Raw genomic sequence first — 18,258 nt, 5'->3', positions numbered from 1 at the left:
GGCCACCTTCTAGAACCACCCTGGTTGCATGTTCAAGCTGGTGTCATCGCGCGCCTCGAGCAAAGCCAGGTCTGCATGGCAGCCCGGTATTTCGCAGGTAAGGAAATACCGGGCTGCCTGCAGCTTGCCGAGGTAGAAGTCGCGGTCAATGGAGCCGCACTGAAGCAGACCGAGTTCGGCATGAATCGCCTGTTGCAGCCAGCGCCAGCCAATCACGCAATGGCCGAAGACCTTGAGGTACAGGGTCGAGTTGGCCAGGGCGCCGGCAACCTTGCCTTGGGCCAGGTCGCCGAGCAGGGCCAGGGTGACACCTTGCAAGCGGTTGACCAGCTGCTCCAGGGGATGGCGCAGCGGGTCGAGGACGGGATGATGGCTGGCGCGCTCGCCAGTGACAGCGATCAGGCGCATCAAGTGTTTGAGCCCGGCCCCCCCGTTCTGGGCCAACTTGCGGCCCAGCAGATCGAGCGATTGGATGCCCTCGGTCCCTTCGTGGATGGGGTTCAGGCGGTTGTCACGGTAATACTGCTCGACCGGGTACTCCCGGGTATAGCCGTGCCCACCGAGAATCTGGATGGCCAGTTCGTTCGCTTTCAGGCAATACGCCGAGGGCCAGGATTTGACGATGGGCGTCAACAGGTCGAGCAACGCTTGGGCCTGCTGGCGAGTGTTTTCATCGGGTGCGGTGTGGGTGTCGTCGAACAGCCGCGCCGCATACAAGCCCAGGTCGAAAGCGCCTTCCACATAGGCCTTTTGCGCAAGCAGCATCCTTTTGACATCGGTGTGCTCAATGATCGGGATGGCCGGGCTTTGCGGGTCCTTGTTGTCGGCTGATCGGCCCTGTGGGCGCTGACGCGCATAGTCCAGCGAGTACAGGTAACCGGCGTAACCGAGCATCACCGCGCCCATGCCGACGCCGATGCGTGCTTCGTTCATCATCTGGAACATGCAGGCCAGGCCCTGGTGTGGCTGGCCGATCAGATAGCCCACGCACTGGCCGTTGTCGCCGAAGTTCAGCGCAGTGGACGTGGTGCCGCGCCAGCCCATCTTGTGAAACAGCCCCGCAAGCGCTACGTCGTTGCGCGAGCCCCGGCTACCGTCGGGCCCGACCAGGTACTTGGGCACGATGAACAGCGAGATGCCTTTGACCCCCGGTGGGGCGTCCGGCAGTTTGGCCAGGACCATGTGCACGATGTTTTCCGACAGCTCATGGTCACCGCCGGAAATAAAAATCTTGTTGCCCCTGAGCCGGTAGCTGCCGTCACCGGCAGGTTCTGCGCGGGTGCGGATATCGGCCAGCGAAGACCCTGCGTGGGGTTCGGTCAGCGCCATGGTGCCGAAGTAGCGGCCCTCGATCATCGGCTGCAGGTACAGGCGCTTTTGTTCTTCGCTTCCGAAGCTCTCGATCAGGTTGGCCGCGCCCATGGTCAGGAACGGGTAGGCGGTGGTGCCGGCGTTCGCAGCCTGGAAATGCGCAAAGCAGGCTTGTGACACCAGGCTGGGCAACTGCATGCCTCCGACCTCGAAGTCGCGGTTGGCGTTGAGGAACCCGGCTTCAAGAAAGGCATCGACGGCAGGCTTGACCTCTGGGATCAGCTCAGCGCGGCCGTCTACATAGCGCGGCTCGTTTTCGTCAGCTTTGCGGTTGTGGGGCGCGAAGTATTTTTCGGCGATGGTGCGCGCAGTGGTCAGCGCAGCGTCGAAGGTTTCACGGCTGTGCTCGGCAAAGCGAGGGCGCTGTATGAGGCTTTCGGCGTCGAGGACTTCATAGAGTTCGAATGCCAGGTTTCGGGTGCTAAGCAAGGTCTCGGGCATGACGGCGGTCCTGGGGCACAATGCTGCGAGTGTAGAAGCGGGTTGGATGGCGAGGACAGGTTAATAGGTCTGGGTGATATGGCGTGAGAAAAGTAAAGCCCGTGGTGCCGCAAGCCACTTGCGATACCACGGGTCACACCACCGCTATTGGACGGGCGCCGCTGCTTAGCCAGGTTGTCACTGCGGCAAGATGGCGACCATAAAAAAGGGAGAGCCCGAGCTCTCCCTTTTCTTCGACCTTCAGCGTTAGCCGATGGTCATCAAGCTGGCGTTACCCCCAGCCGCCGCAGTGTTCACACTCACCGCACGCTCGATGACCAAGCGCTCCAGTGCAATCTGATGATCGCCGCTGGACAAGCCGTGTACCCCGACGATGGCACCGGCACGCTTGGCCACCTGCTGGCAGACGCTGCGCAGCTGGTCCGAATCGCCGTGATGGATCACGGCATCGAACGCCACTTCGTCCTTGTTCCAGTCGGGTACCAGCTTCACCTTGGCCTGCAAGTCACGGGGCAGTCGGGCGCGCAGGGCCTTGCCCGGTTCGCCGTCGGCCCACACCGCCGAGCTGCCTACCGCGAGCACCGCAGCGAACTGCGCCAGCAGGTCGGCTTCGTTGTCAGCCAGGCACAGCACGTGTTCGCGCGGCAGGATGGTGTAGGTGTTGCGCTCGCCGGTCGGGCCTGGCAGCAGACGGGCGATACCGCTCTGCGACTGGCTGGCGAACTGGCTGCACAGCACGGCAAGGTCGGACAGCTGATTGCTCTCGGCCCACGCCTTCAGCGCGTGGAGCGGCTTGACCAACTGCTCGTGCAGTGCGCGATCTGGCTTGGCTTCGCCGTCCTGGTGCTGGAAGTGGCTGCCGATGGCGTCCGCCGGGCGGGTCGACAGCAGGCGGTACAGGTACAGCGGACCGCCGGCTTTCGGGCCAGTGCCCGACAGGCCTTCGCCACCGAACGGCTGTACACCTACGACGGCGCCGACGATGTTGCGGTTGACGTACATGTTGCCGGCATGGGCCGACTCGACCACCTTGGCGATGGTTTCGTCGATACGCGTGTGCACGCCCAGGGTCAGACCGTACCCCGAATTGTTGATCTGCTCGATCAACTGGTCCAGGTTGCGGCGGTTGTAGCGCACCACGTGCAGGACGGGACCGAAGATCTCGCGCTTGAGCTCGTCGAGGCTGTCCAGTTCGATCAGGGTTGGCATCACGAAGGTGCCACGCTTGATCTCGGCACTGTCGGCAATCGCCACCTGATAGACCGAGCGGCCTTTCTCGCGCATGCCCTGGATGTGCTTCTCGATGCCAGCCTTGGCTTCAGCGTCGATCACCGGGCCGATGTCCACGGCCAGCCGGTCCGGGCAACCGAGCCGGCTTTCGGCCATGGCGCCCTTGAGCATCTCGATCACGCGGTCGGCGGAGTCTTCCTGCAGGCACAGTACGCGCAGGGCGGAGCAACGCTGGCCGGCACTGTCGAAGGCCGAGGACACGACATCGATCACCACCTGCTCGGTCAGGGCCGAGGAGTCGACGATCATCGCGTTCTGGCCGCCGGTTTCGGCGATCAGTGGCACTGGGCGACCCTGGTTATCCAGGCGACCCGCCACGTTGCGTTGCAACAGGCGCGCCACTTCGGTGGAACCTGTGAACATCACGCCTTTGACGCGCTCGTCACCCACCAGCCCAGCACCGACGGTTTCGCCGCGGCCCGGCAGCAGTTGCAGGACACCTTCCGGAATGCCGGCTTCGAGCAGCAGGCGCACCGCCTGGGCGGCGATCAGCGGGGTTTGCTCGGCAGGCTTGGCCAGTACCGGGTTGCCGGCGGCCAAGGCTGCGGCTACCTGGCCGGTGAAGATCGCCAGCGGGAAGTTCCAAGGGCTGATGCACACCACAGGGCCCAATGGGCGGTGGGCATCGTTGCTCAGGTCGTTGCGCGCCTGGACGGCGTAGTAGCGCAGGAAGTCGACGGCTTCGCGCACTTCGGCGATGGCGTTGGCGAAGGTCTTGCCGGCTTCGCGGATCAACAGACCCATCAGGGGCTGGATTTCGGCTTCCATCAGGTCGGCCGTGCGTTCCAGGATGGCGGCGCGCTCGGCTGGCGGGGTGGCCTGCCAGATGGGCGCTGCGTTGAGTGCGCACTGGATGGCATTGTCGACGTCTGCAACGGTCGCTTCCTGAACGTGGCCGACCACATCGCGGTGATCGGCAGGGTTCAGAACCGGCGTTGCCGCACTGTCACTGGCGGTGCAGGCCAGCAGCGGGCCGGCTTTCCAGTCGTTGTTGGCGGTGGCCAGCATGGCGCAGGACAGCGAAGCCAGACGGTGCTCGTTGGCCATGTCGATGCCGGCGGAGTTGGCCCGCTCGGTGCCGTACAGGTCACGCGGCAGTGGAATGCGGGGGTGTGGCAAGCCGATGCGGCCTTCCTGGGTACCCATGCGCTCGATGCTGGTGACCGGGTCGGCGACCAGTTCCTGGATGGAAATGGATTGGTCGGCGATGCGGTTGACGAACGAGGTGTTCGCGCCGTTTTCCAGCAGGCGACGAACCAGGTAGGCCAGCAGGGTTTCATGGGTGCCGACCGGTGCATATACGCGGCAAGGGCGGTTCAGCTTGCCATCGGCGATCTTGCCGACCACCTGTTCGTACAGCGGCTCACCCATGCCGTGCAGGCACTGGAACTCGTACTGGCCGGGGTAGTAGTTCTGCCCGGCGATCTGGTAGATGGCCGACAGGGTATGGGCGTTGTGCGTGGCGAACTGCGGGTAGATGGCCTCGGGTACGGCCAGCAGCTTGCGGGCGCAGGCGACGTAGGACACGTCGGTGTAGACCTTGCGCGTGTAGACCGGGTAGCCCTCCAGGCCTTCGACTTGGGCACGCTTGATCTCGCTGTCCCAGTAGGCGCCTTTTACCAGGCGGATCATCAGGCGGTGGCGGCTGCGCTTGGCCAGGTCGATCACGTAGTCGATCACATACGGGCAGCGCTTCTGGTACGCCTGGATGACGAAACCGATACCGTTCCAGCCGGCCAGTGCGGGCTCGAAGCACAGGCGCTCGAGCAGGTCGAGGGACAGCTCAAGGCGGTCGGCTTCCTCGGCATCGATGTTCAGGCCGATGTCGTATTGCTTGGCCAGCAGGGTCAGCGACAGCAGGCGCGGGTACAGCTCTTCCATCACCCGCTCGTACTGGGCACGGCTGTAGCGTGGGTGCAGGGCCGAGAGCTTGATCGAGATGCCCGGGCCTTCATAGATGCCGCGGCCGTTGGATGCCTTGCCGATCGAGTGGATGGCTTGCTCATAGGATGCCAGGTACTTCTGGGCATCGTGCTCGGTGAGTGCCGCTTCACCGAGCATGTCATAGGAATAACGGAAGCCCTTGGACTCGAAACGCGTGGCGTTGGCCAGTGCTTCGGCAATGGTTTCGCCCGTGACGAACTGCTCGCCCATCAGGCGCATGGCCATGTCCACGCCCTTGCGGATCATCGGCTCGCCGCTCTTGCCGATGATGCGGGTCAGCGAGGAGGTCAGGCCCGATTCGTTGTGGGTGCTTACCAGCCTGCCCGTTAGCAACAGGCCCCAGGTGGCGGCATTGACGAACAGCGACGGGCTGTTGCCCAGGTGCGGCTGCCAGTTGCCGGTGCTGATCTTGTCGCGGATCAGGGCGTCGCGGGTGCCTTTGTCGGGAATGCGCAGCAGCGCTTCGGCCAGGCACATCAGCGCCACGCCTTCCTGCGACGACAACGAGAATTCCTGCAGCAGGCCTTGAACGATGCCGGCCCGGCCCCCGGTGCTCTTCTGGTTGCGCAGCTTCTCGGCGATGCCGGCAGCCATCTTGTTGGCCGCGTCGGCAAGCGGAGCGCTCAGGCGCGCCTGCTCCAGCAGCATCGGCACCATCTCCTGCTCGGGCCGACGGTAGGCGGCGGTAATGGCCGAGCGCAGCACCGACTGCGGCAGGATGCTTTCGGCGAACTCCATGAAGCTCTGGTGACCCTGCTCGGGCTGCACGTCGCCGGCTTCATCGTTCAGGCCGAGGGTCTGGCCATTGATTTCGGTCAGGGTCGCGCCACCCTCGAGCTTCTCCAGGTAGCTGAAGATCGCTTGCTTGATCAACCAGTGCGGCGTGCGGTCCACGGACAGCGCAGCGGCCTTGAGTCGTTCACGGGTAGGGTCGTCGAGTTTGACCCCAAGGGTGGTCGTCGCCATTTCTTATCCTCATTATTGCCACGAGTGTGGCTTAAGCTGGCGACAAGATTATCTTCAGGAAAACGCGGGTGCAACCAGGTGCAACCCTAAAATGTCGCGAATAAGGTGCAACTCGTCAGGCTGTCGTTTTCAGTGAGGGTCAAAGCGTCAGGCGAGGAAGGATTTGTTCTAAAAAAGAGCATCATCTGCCCCATTAGGGAGCAAAAACGAGGCTTTGTCTGAAAATGCATACTTGGGTGCAACTTCACAGTGAAAAATGGTTGCACCGGATTTACGTTGTTGAATAGCATCTGCCGCCTGGGTGCAACCACCAACGATGTGGGTGCGCATGAGATAACAACAAACGCCAGGGCCAACACATGGGTAATCCCTTAACGATCACATTCGTGGTCTACATCGCAGCAATGGTGCTGATCGGCTTCGCTGCCTACCGCGCCACCAAGAACCTTTCCGACTATATTCTCGGCGGCCGTAGCCTCGGCAGCGTGGTCACCGCGTTGTCGGCCGGTGCATCCGACATGAGTGGCTGGCTGCTGATGGGCCTGCCCGGCGCCATCTACTTCGCGGGTCTGTCAGAAGTCTGGATTGCCATCGGCCTTACCGTCGGCGCCTACCTGAACTGGCTGTTCGTCGCCGGGCGCCTGCGCGTGCAGACCGAGCACAACGGCGATGCGCTCACCCTGCCGGACTACTTCTCCAGCCGTTTCGAGGACAAGAGCGGCCTGCTGCGGATCATCTCGGCCATCGTCATCCTGGTGTTCTTCACCATTTATTGCGCCTCTGGCATCGTGGCCGGTGCTCGCCTGTTCGAGAGCACCTTCGGCATGTCTTATGAGACAGCGCTGTGGGCAGGGGCAGCCGCCACCATCATCTACACCTTCGTCGGAGGCTTCCTGGCCGTGAGCTGGACCGACACGGTCCAGGCGTCGCTGATGATCTTCGCGCTGATCCTGACCCCGGTGATCGTGCTGATCTCCACCGGCGGCTTAGACCAGACCTTCGCCGCGATCGAGGCCGTCAACCCGGCCCACTTCGACATGCTCAAGGGCGCCAGCTTCATCGGGATCATTTCGCTGATGGGCTGGGGGCTGGGCTACTTCGGTCAGCCACATATCCTGGCGCGCTTCATGGCGGCCGATTCGGTGAAGTCCATCGCCAAGGCGCGCCGTATTTCCATGACCTGGATGATCCTGTGCCTGGCCGGTACCTGCGCCGTTGGGTTCTTCGGCATCGCCTATTTCTCGGCCCACCCTGAGGTGGCCGGGCCGGTGAACGAAAACCACGAGCGCGTGTTCATCGAGCTGGCGAAGATCCTGTTCAACCCGTGGGTCGCCGGTGTCCTGCTGTCGGCCATCCTGGCGGCGGTGATGAGTACCCTGAGCTGCCAGCTGCTGGTGTGCTCGAGTGCGCTGACCGAAGACTTCTACAAGGCCTTCCTGCGCAAGAATGCCTCCCAGCGAGAGTTGGTGTGGGTCGGTCGTCTGATGGTACTGGCCGTGGCCCTGATCGCCATCGCCATGGCTGCCAACCCTGAAAACCGCGTGCTGGGCCTGGTGGCCTACGCCTGGGCGGGCTTCGGTGCTGCGTTCGGCCCTGTCGTGCTGATCTCGGTGCTGTGGAAGGGCATGACGCGCAATGGCGCGCTGGCCGGTATCGTGGTGGGTGCCCTGACCGTGATCCTGTGGAAAAGCTTCGACACCATGGGGCTGTACGAGATCATCCCTGGCTTCCTGTTCGCCAGCATCGCCATCGTCCTGGTGAGCAAGCTGGGCCGTCCTTCGCAGGCGATGGTGAGCCGCTTCGAGACGGCTGATGCGGCGTATCACGCTGACAAGTGACAGCGCCAAGGCGCGCTGCTAGCTGAAAGACGGGCCCGCTCCTGCAGTGTCCGCACGGCCTTCAAGGGTTCGTGCTGCACTGCGGTAGCGGGTTCGTTGTTTTCTGACGACCGTCAGGCCTGACGTCGTTTGCCAGGCAGGGTAAACTTGCGCTCTGCGCAGGAGTTGCCATGAACTATCGTCACGCCTTCCATGCCGGCAACCATGCCGACGTTCTCAAACATATCGTGCTGACCCGCCTCATCGCCCTGATGTCGCGCAAGGAGCAACCGTTCGCCTACCTCGACACCCATGCCGGGCTGGGGCTGTACGACCTCAAGGGTGACCAGGCGAGCCGGACCGGTGAGTACCTCGAGGGGGTCGCGCGGCTGTGGAACCGTGACGACCTGCCGGCCATGACCGCCGATTACCTGCGCGTCATCAAGCGTCTGAACGCAGACGGCGAGCTGCGCTACTACCCAGGTTCACCTGAATTGGCGCGTCGCCTGATGCGTCAGCAGGATCGCGCCTTGCTCAACGAGAAGCACCCGGAGGACGGGCCGCTGCTCAAGGAAAACATGAAGAAGGATCCGCGCGTGTTCGTGCACCTGGGCGAGGGCTGGCACGTGCCGCGCGCCTTGTTGCCCGTGCAGGAAAAACGCGCGGTCATGCTCATCGATCCGCCGTTCGAGCAGGCCGATGAACTCAAGCGTTGCACAGCCGCGATGAAGGAAGCCATTGGTCGGATGCGCCAGACGGTGGCGGCCATCTGGTACCCCATCAAGGACCAGCGCTCGCTGACCCGTTTCTACCAGGACCTTACCAGCACTGGGGCGCCCAAGCTGCTGCGCGTCGAGCTGTATGTGCATCACCAGGACAGCCCGCAAGGCCTCAATGGATCTGGGCTTGCCATCGCCAACCCGCCTTGGGGGCTGGAAGATGAACTCAAGGAGCTGCTGCCCTGGCTCGCCCGGGAGTTGGCGCAGACCGAAGGCAGCTATCGCATGGACTGGCTGATCGCCGAATAAGGCCGCCCCGGCGAGGCTGCTCCACACAGGCCGCGTGACGCCTGAGTGAGTAGCCCCACAGAGCGTGGAGCGGCCTAGTCAGCGATGGGCCGCAAAGTGGCCGCAGGGTTTCAGCTTCGCAGCGCGTAGTGCAGGGGCCGCTTTGCGGCCCATCGCGGCGCTAGGGCGCTCCCACAGTGACCGCGTGATGGACAAGTTGCGCGGTTGCCGTGCTTGTGGAGTTTGTGCCGTGGCCGAAGGCGTAGCCTTTGCAGAGGCATGCGTACGCTGCGCTTTGCGTTATAATCCCGCCTTTTAGCCGCCACCCGCCCACCGGGCCGCTGGCGCATCTCTACCGAATGAAGAGGCCTATCCCTTGGCATTGACGATTCTTGGCCTGTCCGGCGCCCTCAGCCATGACCCTTCCGCGGCCCTGTACATCGACGGCAAGCTGATTGCCGCCGCCGAAGAAGAGCGTTTCGTGCGCGACAAGCATGCGAAAAACCGCATGCCCTACGAATCGGCGAAGTTCTGCCTGGAACAAGCCGGCATCAAGCCCGCCGACGTCGATGTCATTGCCATCCCGTTCGCGCCCATCAGCCTGTTCGGCAAGGCGCGCTGGCACTACGCCAAGCGCTACTGGTACGCACCGGACCGCGCCCTCGACGCGATCCTGATGGGCAACCGCCGCTACAAGCGCTACCGCAAGAAGATCGTCTGGTGTCTGGAGCAGCTGGGCTTCGACCCGAAAAAGGTCAAGATCGAGCCCGTGGAACATCACTTGGCTCATGCCTCCAGCGCCTACCACTGCTCGGGCTTCAAGGAAAAGACCGCGATCCTGGGCATCGACGGCAAAGGCGAGTACGCCACCACCTTCTTCGGCTACGGCGAGAACGGCAAGATCCACAAGATCAAGGAGTTCTTCGATCCGGATTCCCTGGGTGGCCTGTACGGCGCTATTACCGAATTCCTCGGTTTCGAAATGCTCGACGGTGAGTTCAAGGTCATGGGCATGGCGCCGTACGGCGATGCCAGCAAATATGACTTCTCGCGCCTGGCCAGTTTCGAAAACGGCGAGTTGGTGATCAACACCGATTACGCCAACGTCATCGGCTTGCGTCGCTACAAGGAAAAAGGCAAGGGCTTCTACTTCTCGCCCAAGCTGATCGAGTGGCTGGGGCCCAAGCGCGAAGGCGACATCGCCGACGAGCCGTACATCCATTACGCAGCCAGCATGCAGGCGCTGTTCGAGAAGATCGCCCTGCAGATGATCGACCACTACCTGGGCGATACCCTGCGCGAAACCGGCAAGCTGGCGTTCGCCGGCGGTTGTGCGCTGAACGTGAAACTCAACCAGAAGATCATTGCCCGTTCCGATGTGAAGGAGCTGTTCGTGCAGCCGGCCTCCGGTGACGCCGGTACGGCAGTGGGCGCGGCAGCCTACGTGTCCCACGCCCGCGGCGTGCCGGTCGAGAAGATGGAGCACGTCTACCTTGGCCCGTCCTACTCCAACGAAGATGTGATCGCGGCCTGTGCTCGTCATCCCAACGCCCCGAAATGGCGCAAGCTCGACGACATGCCGCAGCGCATCGCCAAGATCATGGTCGATGGCAACCCGGTGGCCTGGTTCCAGGGCCGCATGGAGTTCGGCCCGCGTGCCCTGGGTGGTCGCTCGATCATTGGCTGCCCGAGCGTGCCGGGCGTTGCCAACCGCATCAACGAGCAGATCAAGTTCCGTGAGCGCTGGAGACCCTTCTGCCCGTCCATGCTCGATACGGTCGCCCCGCAAATGATCAAGGTCGACCATCCGGCGCCATTCATGACCTTCACCTTCGAAGTGGCTGAAGAGTGGAAAACCCGCGTGCCAGAAGTGGTCCATGAGGACGGCACCTCCCGTGCCCAAGTGCTCAAGCGCGAATACAACCCGCGCTACTACGACATGATGAAGGCGCTCGAAGACCTGACCGGCAATGGCGTCTCGCTGAATACCTCGCTCAATCGCCGGGGCGAGCCGATGATCTGCTCGCCGACCGATGCCCTGAACATGTTCTTCGGCTCGGATCTGCAGTACCTGATCATGGAAGACATCCTTGTCGTCAAGGACGGCGCTGCCGCCTATGAACAGCCGCTCTGAACCGCGCATCCTGCAGTTCTGCCATGGCTATGACGGGCCTTTCCTGGATTGTGCCCGTCAATACGCCAGCCTGTTCGAGGGCAGCGGCTACAAGGTTACGACCGTGTTCCTGACCGGCGCAGCCGACCCGCAGGTGGCGGCCGGCTGTGCGTCGGATGAAGTGCTGTTTCTGGAGTTCAGCTCCAAGGCGGTCCGTGGCCTGAAGCTTGGCGCGATTCGGGCGTTGCGCAAGGTCGCGGCCCAGCGCAACTTCGCGTTCTGCATAGCTCACCGCTTCAAGCCGATCTACGTCGCCTTGCTCGGTACCCGGTTACCGGTGATAGGCGTGCACCATGCCTTTGGCGACTATGAGCGCAAAGGCCGGCGCCTGTTCGCCAACCTGTTCAGCAAGCGCTTGAGCCTGCTGGGTGTATCCGACGCAGTGCGCGACGACATGCGCCGCTGCCTGGCGCAGTGGCCCGCCGAGCGCATCCAGACGCTGTACAACCGCATCGACATCGCGGCCCTGCAAGCTGCCCTGGTACCGCGTGCCGAGGCACGCGAAGCGTTGGGGCTGGATGCGCAGGCCTGGGTGGTGGGCAACGTCGGTCGGTTGCACCCGGACAAGGACCAGGCCACCTTGCTGCGCGGCTTTGCCCAGGCATTGCCGGCCTTGCCGGGTGGTGCGCGCCTGGCCATCCTGGGCAAGGGCCGCCTGGAACCCAAACTGAAGGCCCTGGCCCGCGAGCTGGGCGTTGCCGATCAGGTCGACTTCCTGGGGCAGGTGCCCGATGCGCGTCGTTATTTCCAGGCCTTCGACGTGTTCGCCTTGAGTTCCGACCATGAGCCTTTCGGCATGGTCCTGCTCGAAGCCATGGTCGCTGGCGTCCCGGTGCTGGCCACGGCCTGTGGCGGCGCGCGGGAAGTGGTCGAGGGTGTCGGCATGCTGTTCCCACTGGGCGAGGCCAGCCAGCTGGCGCAAGGCCTCGAACGCATGGCTGCGCTGGACGACTCGCAACGCCAGGCGTGCGCCGAGCATATGCTCGAACGCCTGCGCGAGCGTTTCTCGGACCAGGCGGTGCGCGATACCTTCTGGCAACTGCCCCAGGTTCGCGCGTTGGTGGGGGCCTGATGTTCAATCATGTAAAAGCCCTGCGCGAGCGTGGCTGGCAAGTCATCGACGCGCAAACCTATGCCCAGGCCTGGGCGCGTTTCGGCGGCAGTGTCGCCACTCATCCCCTGGTGGTCTCGCAGTTGGCGGACCTGGCGCAGATCCCCGTGCGTTACCTGGCCTGGCATCAGGGCGGGGAGCTCAAGGCAGCCATTCCCACCTGGGGGCGCCACCTGGCGCTGTCCAAGGACGTGCTCAAGCGCAGCGGCAAGAAGGCGTTGTTTGACCTGGGCAATGCCGAAATCATCCTGCCGGCGGCGGCCGACGCCGCTGCGCCGCTGCGCCATGGCGCACGCTACCTGTCCGAGCTGAACCAGGGCCGCTTTGTTGGTCTCAAGGCGCAGAAAGAACAGCTGGCGATGGCCCGTGCGCCCGAAGACCTGTCGAAGAAATTCCGTTACAACCAGCGCCGTGAGCTGCGGTTACTGGAAGAAGCCGGTGGCGTGGTGCGGCCGATCAGCGACTTCGATGCCGCTACCATCGCCGCCATGTATTGCGACCTTTTCCAGCGTCGCTGGGGGTTCGCAGCCACCGGCGCCGAGCGCATGGGCGACGTGATCGCGCGGCTGCGGGACCTGCTGATCGGCTCGGTCCTGCTGCTCGAAAACAAGCCTATCGCCATCCAGCTGGTGTACCGCGTCGAGGCGCCTGAGTGGATCAGCGTCGAATACGTCAATGGCGGCGTCGACCCCGAGACCAAGGCGTTCAGCCCCGGCAGCGTGTTGAGTTTCCTCAACACCCAGGCCGCCTGGGAAGACGCCCGCGCGCGCAACAAGCCATTGCGGTTCTCGTTCGGCCGTGCCGACCGCGAGTACAAGGACCGCTGGTGCCACCCCGTGCCGGTGTACCAGGCGTGAGCCGCAAGCAGCAGTTGCTAAAGCGCCACCGGCGCAACAAGCGCCTCGCGCTCCTGGTGGCCCTGGCGGCGTTGATTGCGCTGGGTTTGGTCACCTGGTGGCTGCCGTTGTTGCTGCTGCCGCTGCTGTGGGTGGCCCACGAGGCGTGGCTGGCCGATCACCTGTTCTACACCCCGGCCGACGACTACACCTACGCCTTCGATGAGGCCGATGAAGTGGCGGGCGTAAGCTTGAAGGACGGCCGCTTGCAGCTACCTGCATTGCCCGTCGCAGAAGGCGCCACGTGGGTGCTGCAGGTTGAGCTGCGTTGCGCCCTGCTGGGCAGGTTTCTTGACCCCGGCGTGTCCATCGAAGGCGCAGGTGGCGAAGACCTGCAGGTGTTCGAGCGCGGTGTTCGCGGCAAGCGCTACCTCAACCTGACTGGGCTCGACACGGCGCTGCGTCAGGGCCAGATCACCTTGCGCGGGCGCTTCTGCCGGCTGGTGGGCCAGCCGCGCCTGTGGATGTTCCAGCAGCCAGACCTGCGTCGTAAGCGGGTGATGGTCATCGCGCCCCATGCCGATGATGCCGAACTTGCCGCCTACGGCCTGTACAGCCAGGCAGACGAAGCCTGGATCGTGACCCTGACCGCTGGCGAAATCGAGGCCGAGCACTACCAGGCCATGGGCCTGTCATCTGTCGAGGCTGCGCGGCTCAAGGGGCGCTTGCGGGCCTGGGACAGTATCGCGGTGCCTCGCTGGGCAGGCGTTGCGCAAGCGCGCTGCGTGCAGTTGGGCTATTTCTGCCTGCAATTGCCGGCCATGCGGCAGGCACCGACGACCCCCTTCGGCTCGCGTGAAGCGGACATGGCCGACACGCGCCCCTTCCGTACCCTCAACGCGTTGCCTCTGCCCGGCGACGACGGCGTCCCGACTTGGCACAACCTGCTGGCCGACGTGCGCGCGTTGATACAACAGGCGCGTCCGGAAGTGATCGTGATGCCGCACCCGGTGCTCGATCCGCATCCTGACCACGTGGCTGCCCAGCAAGCCCTGCAGGAAGCGTTGCAGGGCCTGCCGTGGCAACCCGAGATCCTGCTGGGCTATGCCAATCACCTGCACGACAACGACCGCTGGCCCATGGGCGACAGCGGTGCAGGCGTGGCCTTGCCGCCGGTCACCCACGCGTTGTCGGTCGGGCAGCCGTGCACCTTGGTGCTGGACCGTCCTCTGCAACTGGACAAGGCCATGGCTCTGGGCATGATGCACGACCTTCAGCCCCGCCCGCCCTTCAAGCGCCGAGTGCGACGGGTGATCCAGCGCTGGCTGGCAGGCCGGCGCAGTTCGCCTTACGGCGAGAACGAATTTTTCCGCAAGGCCGTGCGTCGCCACGAGCTGTTCTGGGTTCTGACGGACCGCCACCAGGGTGTACATCGGGAAAACGTATGAAGCGTTTCAAAGTCCTGCAACTGCAACCGGACTACAACATCAAGCAGCACGATTTCGCCGACCTGGCCGAGCAGATCTTCAAGGCGCTGCCAGCGGATCGCTTCGAAACGACCATGGCCTTTCTCAAGGGCCGGCCTGCGCCTGGCCAACCGGTCAGCCGCGCCGACCATTCGGTGTACTTCGACTTCAGCGACAGTGCGCTCAAGGGCATGCGTCTCAAGGCCTTGTGGCAGCTCTACCGGTATTGCCGGCGCGAACGCTTCGACGTGGTGATCTGCAACCGCTTCAAGCCTGTGAACATGCTGTTGCAGCTCAACCGCTGGTTGAAGATCCCGTTGTGCATCGGCATTTCCCATGGCTTCGGCGAGTACGACCGCGCCTACCGCCGTCGTCAGACCCAGCGCCTGATCGACGGGCATTGGCAGTTCGTAGGCGTGTCGCCGGCAGTCAAGCAGTACCTGCTGGATTGCAGCTGCGGTTTCACCGATGCCAACACCCACGCCATCACCAACGCCATCGACACGGATCAGGCCCAGGCGTTGCAGCTGGACAAGGCCGAGGCCCGTACGCAACTTGGCCTGGCCCAGAACGTTCGCATGGTCGGGGCGCTGGGCCGCCTGGTGCCGGTCAAAGGCCATACCTACCTGATCCAGGCGTTTGCCGCCCTGAAGGACAAGTACCCCACCGCGCAGCTGGCGATCATCGGTGCTGGTCGTGAGCAGGCGCGCCTGCAGGCTGAGATCGATCGCCTGGGGCTGACGGGCAGGGCGCACCTGCTGGGCTTTCGTGACAACGCCCTGCGCTACGTCCGTGCCTTCGACATCTGGGCCATGCCATCGCTGGCCGAAGGCCTTGGCCTTGCCCTGCTCGAAGGCATGAGCGGGCGCTTGCCGGTCATCGCCAGCGACGTGCCGGCCATGTTGCCGCTGATTACCGGCGCGGGCGGCGAGGTGGTCAAGCCCGCGGACGTTGACAGCCTGACCACGGCCCTGGACCGCTACCTGGCGCTGGATGACGCGGCGTTGCATGCCAAGGGCGAGCAGGCCTACCACTACCTCAATCAACACCACGACATCGACGTGTTCCGTGAGCAATACCTGGCGCTGATCGAGTCGGGCTTGGCTGCCAAGGAGCCGAAATGAGTGCGGACCCAACCCTGGTCACGGTGATCATCGCATCGTACAACCATGGCCCTTACATCGAGCAGAGCATTCTCAGCGTACTGAACCAGACCTACCCGCACATCGAGCTGCTGGTGGTGGACGACGGCTCGACCGATGACAGCGTCGAGCGTATCGAGCGCCTGCAGGCGCAACATGGCTTCGATTTTCGCGTGCAGCGCAACAAAGGCCTGACCCACACGCTCAACGAGGCCATTGCGCGGGCCAGGGGCACGCTGATCGCGCCGTTCGGGTCCGACGACATCATGATGCCGGATCGCATCGCGATCCAGGTCCAGTACATGGCCGACAAGCCCGAAGTGGGTATCTGCGCTGGCAACATCGAACTCATCGATTCCCAGGGTGAGCTGTTCCCCGAAGCGCGGCAGCGCCGCGAGGTTCCGTTCAGGCGCCTGGACTTCGAGGACATGTTCCTGGAGCGCAAACCCTACCCACCTGCGCCCACGCTGCTGATCCGCCGCGAGGCGCTGGAGAAGGTGGGCGGTTTCGACCCGGATATCCGCCTGGAAGACCTGCTGATCGAACTGAAGGTGACCCATGCCGGGTACTTCATCGATGGCCTGAGCGTGGTCATGGCGCGCTACCGCAAACATGCCAGCAACTCGTACAAGAACCACCGATTCATGATCGACAACATCCTGCGTACCTATGCCAAGTTCAAGGATCACCCGGCCTACGAGCAGGTCAAGTTCAAGGCGCTGAACTCGATGTTCCTCAAGGTGGCCAACCGTGACCGCAAGCTGGCCCGCGAACTGCTGGCGCAGATTCCACTGCGCGCCTATACGCGCAAGACCTGGCGCGGGCTGGGGCGGTTGTTCTTCTCGCCCTTGGAAAAGGGCTGAAGGGCCATGGGCTGGCTATCGCGCTACCGGGAAAAACGGGCCAAGCGGGCGATTCGCAAGCTGCCGGCCATCGAGCGCGGGCAGGCGCGATTTGCCGCGCGTTACCCCCAGTACGCTTTCGGCGTGGGCAGCTATGGCGTGCCCGAGGTGCATGACTGGCAAGAGGGCACGACGCTGCGCATCGGCGCCTATTGCTCGATTGCCGAAGGCGTGCAGATTTTCCTTGGCGGGCATCATCGGGCCGACTGGGTCACCACTTACCCATTCCCGGCCATGCTGCCCGAGGCATCGGTCATAGAGGGCTATGCCTTCAGCCGCGGGGATGTGACCATCGGCAACGACGTGTGGCTGTGCTCCAACTGCACGATCCTGTCGGGGGTGAACATTGGCAGCGGCGCCATCGTGGCCGCTGGGGCCGTGGTGACGCGGGATGTACCCGCTTACGCGGTGGTCGGCGGCAACCCGGCCAGCGTCGTGCGCTGGCGATTCCCGGAAGCGGTACGCGTGCAACTGCTGGCCAGCGCCTGGTGGGACTGGCCACCTGCCGAGATTGCCCACGTGGCGGGCAAGCTGTGCAGCGATGATATCCAGGCGTTTCTCGCCTATGCCGAGCAGCGCGCCTCAGGCCTGGCGGGTCGAACCTGACTTCAGGTTGTCAGGCTTGGTCTGCCGGCGCTGAGCCAGGCGCTTGCCCAGGGCGATCCCCGGCTTTTCCAGTATGAGGAACGTGGCGCTGCTCAAGACCACCAGGACGGTGCAGGCGATGGCGATCACGGCCATGAATGCCCCGTGGTCGTCGTAGGTGAACCCGTAAGAGGGGTAGAGGCGATAGGCGAGCCACCACAGCACCAGCCCATGGAGCAGGTAGAGGCTGTAACTGATTTCACCCAGCCAGCGGGCACTGCGCAGGGCCAGGGCGCCCAGCAGGTCGTTGCCCGAGACGATGATGCAGAACACGAGGCTCAGCAGCAGCAGCGGGAATACCGCGAAGGTCTTGTGCAGCACTGTCATCACCAGCACCAGCAAGCCGATGGCCATCCAGGTGCCGTACCTGCCCTTGGCCCATTGCACCAGCCTCGGGCTGCGTATCCAGTACACCGCCGCAATGCCGCCTGCAAAGCTCATCAGGTATTTCTTCTTCAGCGCATGTTCCCAGCCCACGAGCTTTGCCAGCAGGTACAGGGCGACCACGCAGGCAATGGCCCTCAAGAGCGTACCGCGGTAGACGAACATCAGGCCCAGCAACGGCAAGGCCAGGTAGAAGTAGATTTCGTAGTTCAGGGTCCAGGTCACGTTCGAGATCAGGTTGCCGGTGCCGGCCAACTGGTTGATGTCGGGACGGTGGAACAGCAGCCAGGCTGAAAGCTGTTGTGCCAGGGCGGTCGGCGTATCCAGCAGCTCCCAGCCTTGCAGATAGAACACCGTCACAAGCACCGCAGCCAGCAGGCCGAAATACAGGGGGTACAGGCGCATGACCCGGGAAATGGCAAAGGCCCGCCAATCGAAGGCGCGGCCCTGGCGAACCAGCCTGCTCCAGAACAGAAACCCGGTGATCATGAAGAACTGGGCGACGCTCGCTTGCCCGATCTGGGCAAAGAAGCGCTCCGGTGGCATGTTGATCTGGCCAGTGTGCTGGTAATGCCAGGCAATGGCGGCATGGTGGATGAAGACCCCCAGTGCCAGGTAGCCCCTCAAGCCATCGAGGGTGGCCCAGCGCCCCGCCACCGGCTCCAGATGGCGCGCCACCCAAGGGCTGCGCAGCAGCAGCCCTGCCAGCAACAGGGCCAGGCCGAACACCAGGAAACTGAGCAGCGGCGCGAGGTAGCCCATG

Annotated in this window: 12 protein-coding genes; 9 read left to right on the top strand and 3 right to left on the bottom strand. The window is 63.7% G+C overall.

From position 1 onward, the window contains the following. Positions 1-9 precede the first annotated feature (9 nt). A complete protein-coding gene (locus B2S33_RS07855; RefSeq protein ID WP_288650124.1) occupies positions 10-1,812 on the bottom strand; it encodes an acyl-CoA dehydrogenase in 1,803 nt (600 codons plus the stop codon). 246 nt (positions 1,813-2,058) lie between these two features. After that, the gene (gene putA / locus B2S33_RS07850; protein WP_027913995.1) at positions 2,059-6,012 is read right to left on the bottom strand and encodes a trifunctional transcriptional regulator/proline dehydrogenase/L-glutamate gamma-semialdehyde dehydrogenase; all 3,954 of its coding nucleotides are present in this window, start codon (positions 6,010-6,012) and stop codon (positions 2,059-2,061) included. A gap of 359 nt (positions 6,013-6,371) precedes the next feature. On the opposite strand from putA, the gene putP reads away from it, so the two are divergent. The 9 genes from putP (at position 6,372) to B2S33_RS07805 (ending at position 17,072) form a co-directional block, all read left to right on the top strand. After that, positions 6,372-7,850, top strand: a complete 1,479-nt coding sequence (gene putP, locus B2S33_RS07845) for a sodium/proline symporter PutP (RefSeq protein WP_027913994.1) — start codon at positions 6,372-6,374, stop codon at positions 7,848-7,850. Positions 7,851-8,020: 170 nt separating this feature from the next. Continuing rightward, on the top strand, positions 8,021-8,857 hold the full coding sequence (locus tag B2S33_RS07840; protein ID WP_027913993.1) for a 23S rRNA (adenine(2030)-N(6))-methyltransferase RlmJ: 837 nt from the start codon (positions 8,021-8,023) through the stop codon (positions 8,855-8,857). Positions 8,858-9,212: 355 nt separating this feature from the next. Further along, positions 9,213-10,970, top strand: a complete 1,758-nt coding sequence (locus tag B2S33_RS07835) for a carbamoyltransferase family protein (protein ID WP_027913992.1) — start codon at positions 9,213-9,215, stop codon at positions 10,968-10,970. Further along, positions 10,954-12,081 carry a glycosyltransferase gene (locus B2S33_RS07830; protein WP_027913991.1) on the top strand — a complete coding sequence of 376 codons (1,128 nt, stop codon included), beginning with the start codon at positions 10,954-10,956 and terminating at the stop codon, positions 12,079-12,081. The genes B2S33_RS07835 and B2S33_RS07830 overlap by 17 nt, the downstream gene beginning before the upstream one ends. After that, the gene (locus B2S33_RS07825) at positions 12,081-12,977 is read left to right on the top strand and encodes an antimicrobial resistance protein Mig-14 (RefSeq protein WP_027913990.1); all 897 of its coding nucleotides are present in this window, start codon (positions 12,081-12,083) and stop codon (positions 12,975-12,977) included. Before B2S33_RS07830 ends, B2S33_RS07825 begins: the two co-directional genes overlap by 1 nt. Continuing rightward, positions 12,974-14,404 (top strand): PIG-L deacetylase family protein, encoded by a 1,431-nt coding sequence (locus B2S33_RS07820; RefSeq protein WP_128611144.1) that lies wholly within the window; start codon positions 12,974-12,976, stop codon positions 14,402-14,404. Before B2S33_RS07825 ends, B2S33_RS07820 begins: the two co-directional genes overlap by 4 nt. Then, positions 14,401-15,546 carry a glycosyltransferase gene (locus B2S33_RS07815; RefSeq protein WP_028687917.1) on the top strand — a complete coding sequence of 382 codons (1,146 nt, stop codon included), beginning with the start codon at positions 14,401-14,403 and terminating at the stop codon, positions 15,544-15,546. The genes B2S33_RS07820 and B2S33_RS07815 overlap by 4 nt, the downstream gene beginning before the upstream one ends. Continuing rightward, a complete protein-coding gene (locus B2S33_RS07810) occupies positions 15,543-16,427 on the top strand; it encodes a glycosyltransferase (protein ID WP_028687916.1) in 885 nt (294 codons plus the stop codon). The genes B2S33_RS07815 and B2S33_RS07810 overlap by 4 nt, the downstream gene beginning before the upstream one ends. A 6-nt stretch (positions 16,428-16,433) precedes the next feature. Continuing rightward, the gene (locus B2S33_RS07805) at positions 16,434-17,072 is read left to right on the top strand and encodes a CatB-related O-acetyltransferase (protein ID WP_128610982.1); all 639 of its coding nucleotides are present in this window, start codon (positions 16,434-16,436) and stop codon (positions 17,070-17,072) included. Here the strand turns inward: B2S33_RS07805 and B2S33_RS07800 are convergent. Then, positions 17,049-18,257, bottom strand: a complete 1,209-nt coding sequence (locus B2S33_RS07800) for an acyltransferase family protein (RefSeq protein ID WP_288650123.1) — start codon at positions 18,255-18,257, stop codon at positions 17,049-17,051. The two genes, B2S33_RS07805 and B2S33_RS07800, sit on opposite strands and share 24 nt — an antisense overlap. Position 18,258 lies beyond the last annotated feature (1 nt).

The sequence above is a fragment of the Pseudomonas sp. UBA5568 genome (assembly GCF_002425525.1).
Taxonomy (GTDB): Bacteria; Pseudomonadota; Gammaproteobacteria; order Pseudomonadales; family Pseudomonadaceae; genus Aquipseudomonas; species Aquipseudomonas fulva.
The sequence above is the reverse complement of the archived record's forward strand: the minus strand, read 5'-3'. Positions and strand labels throughout refer to the sequence as shown.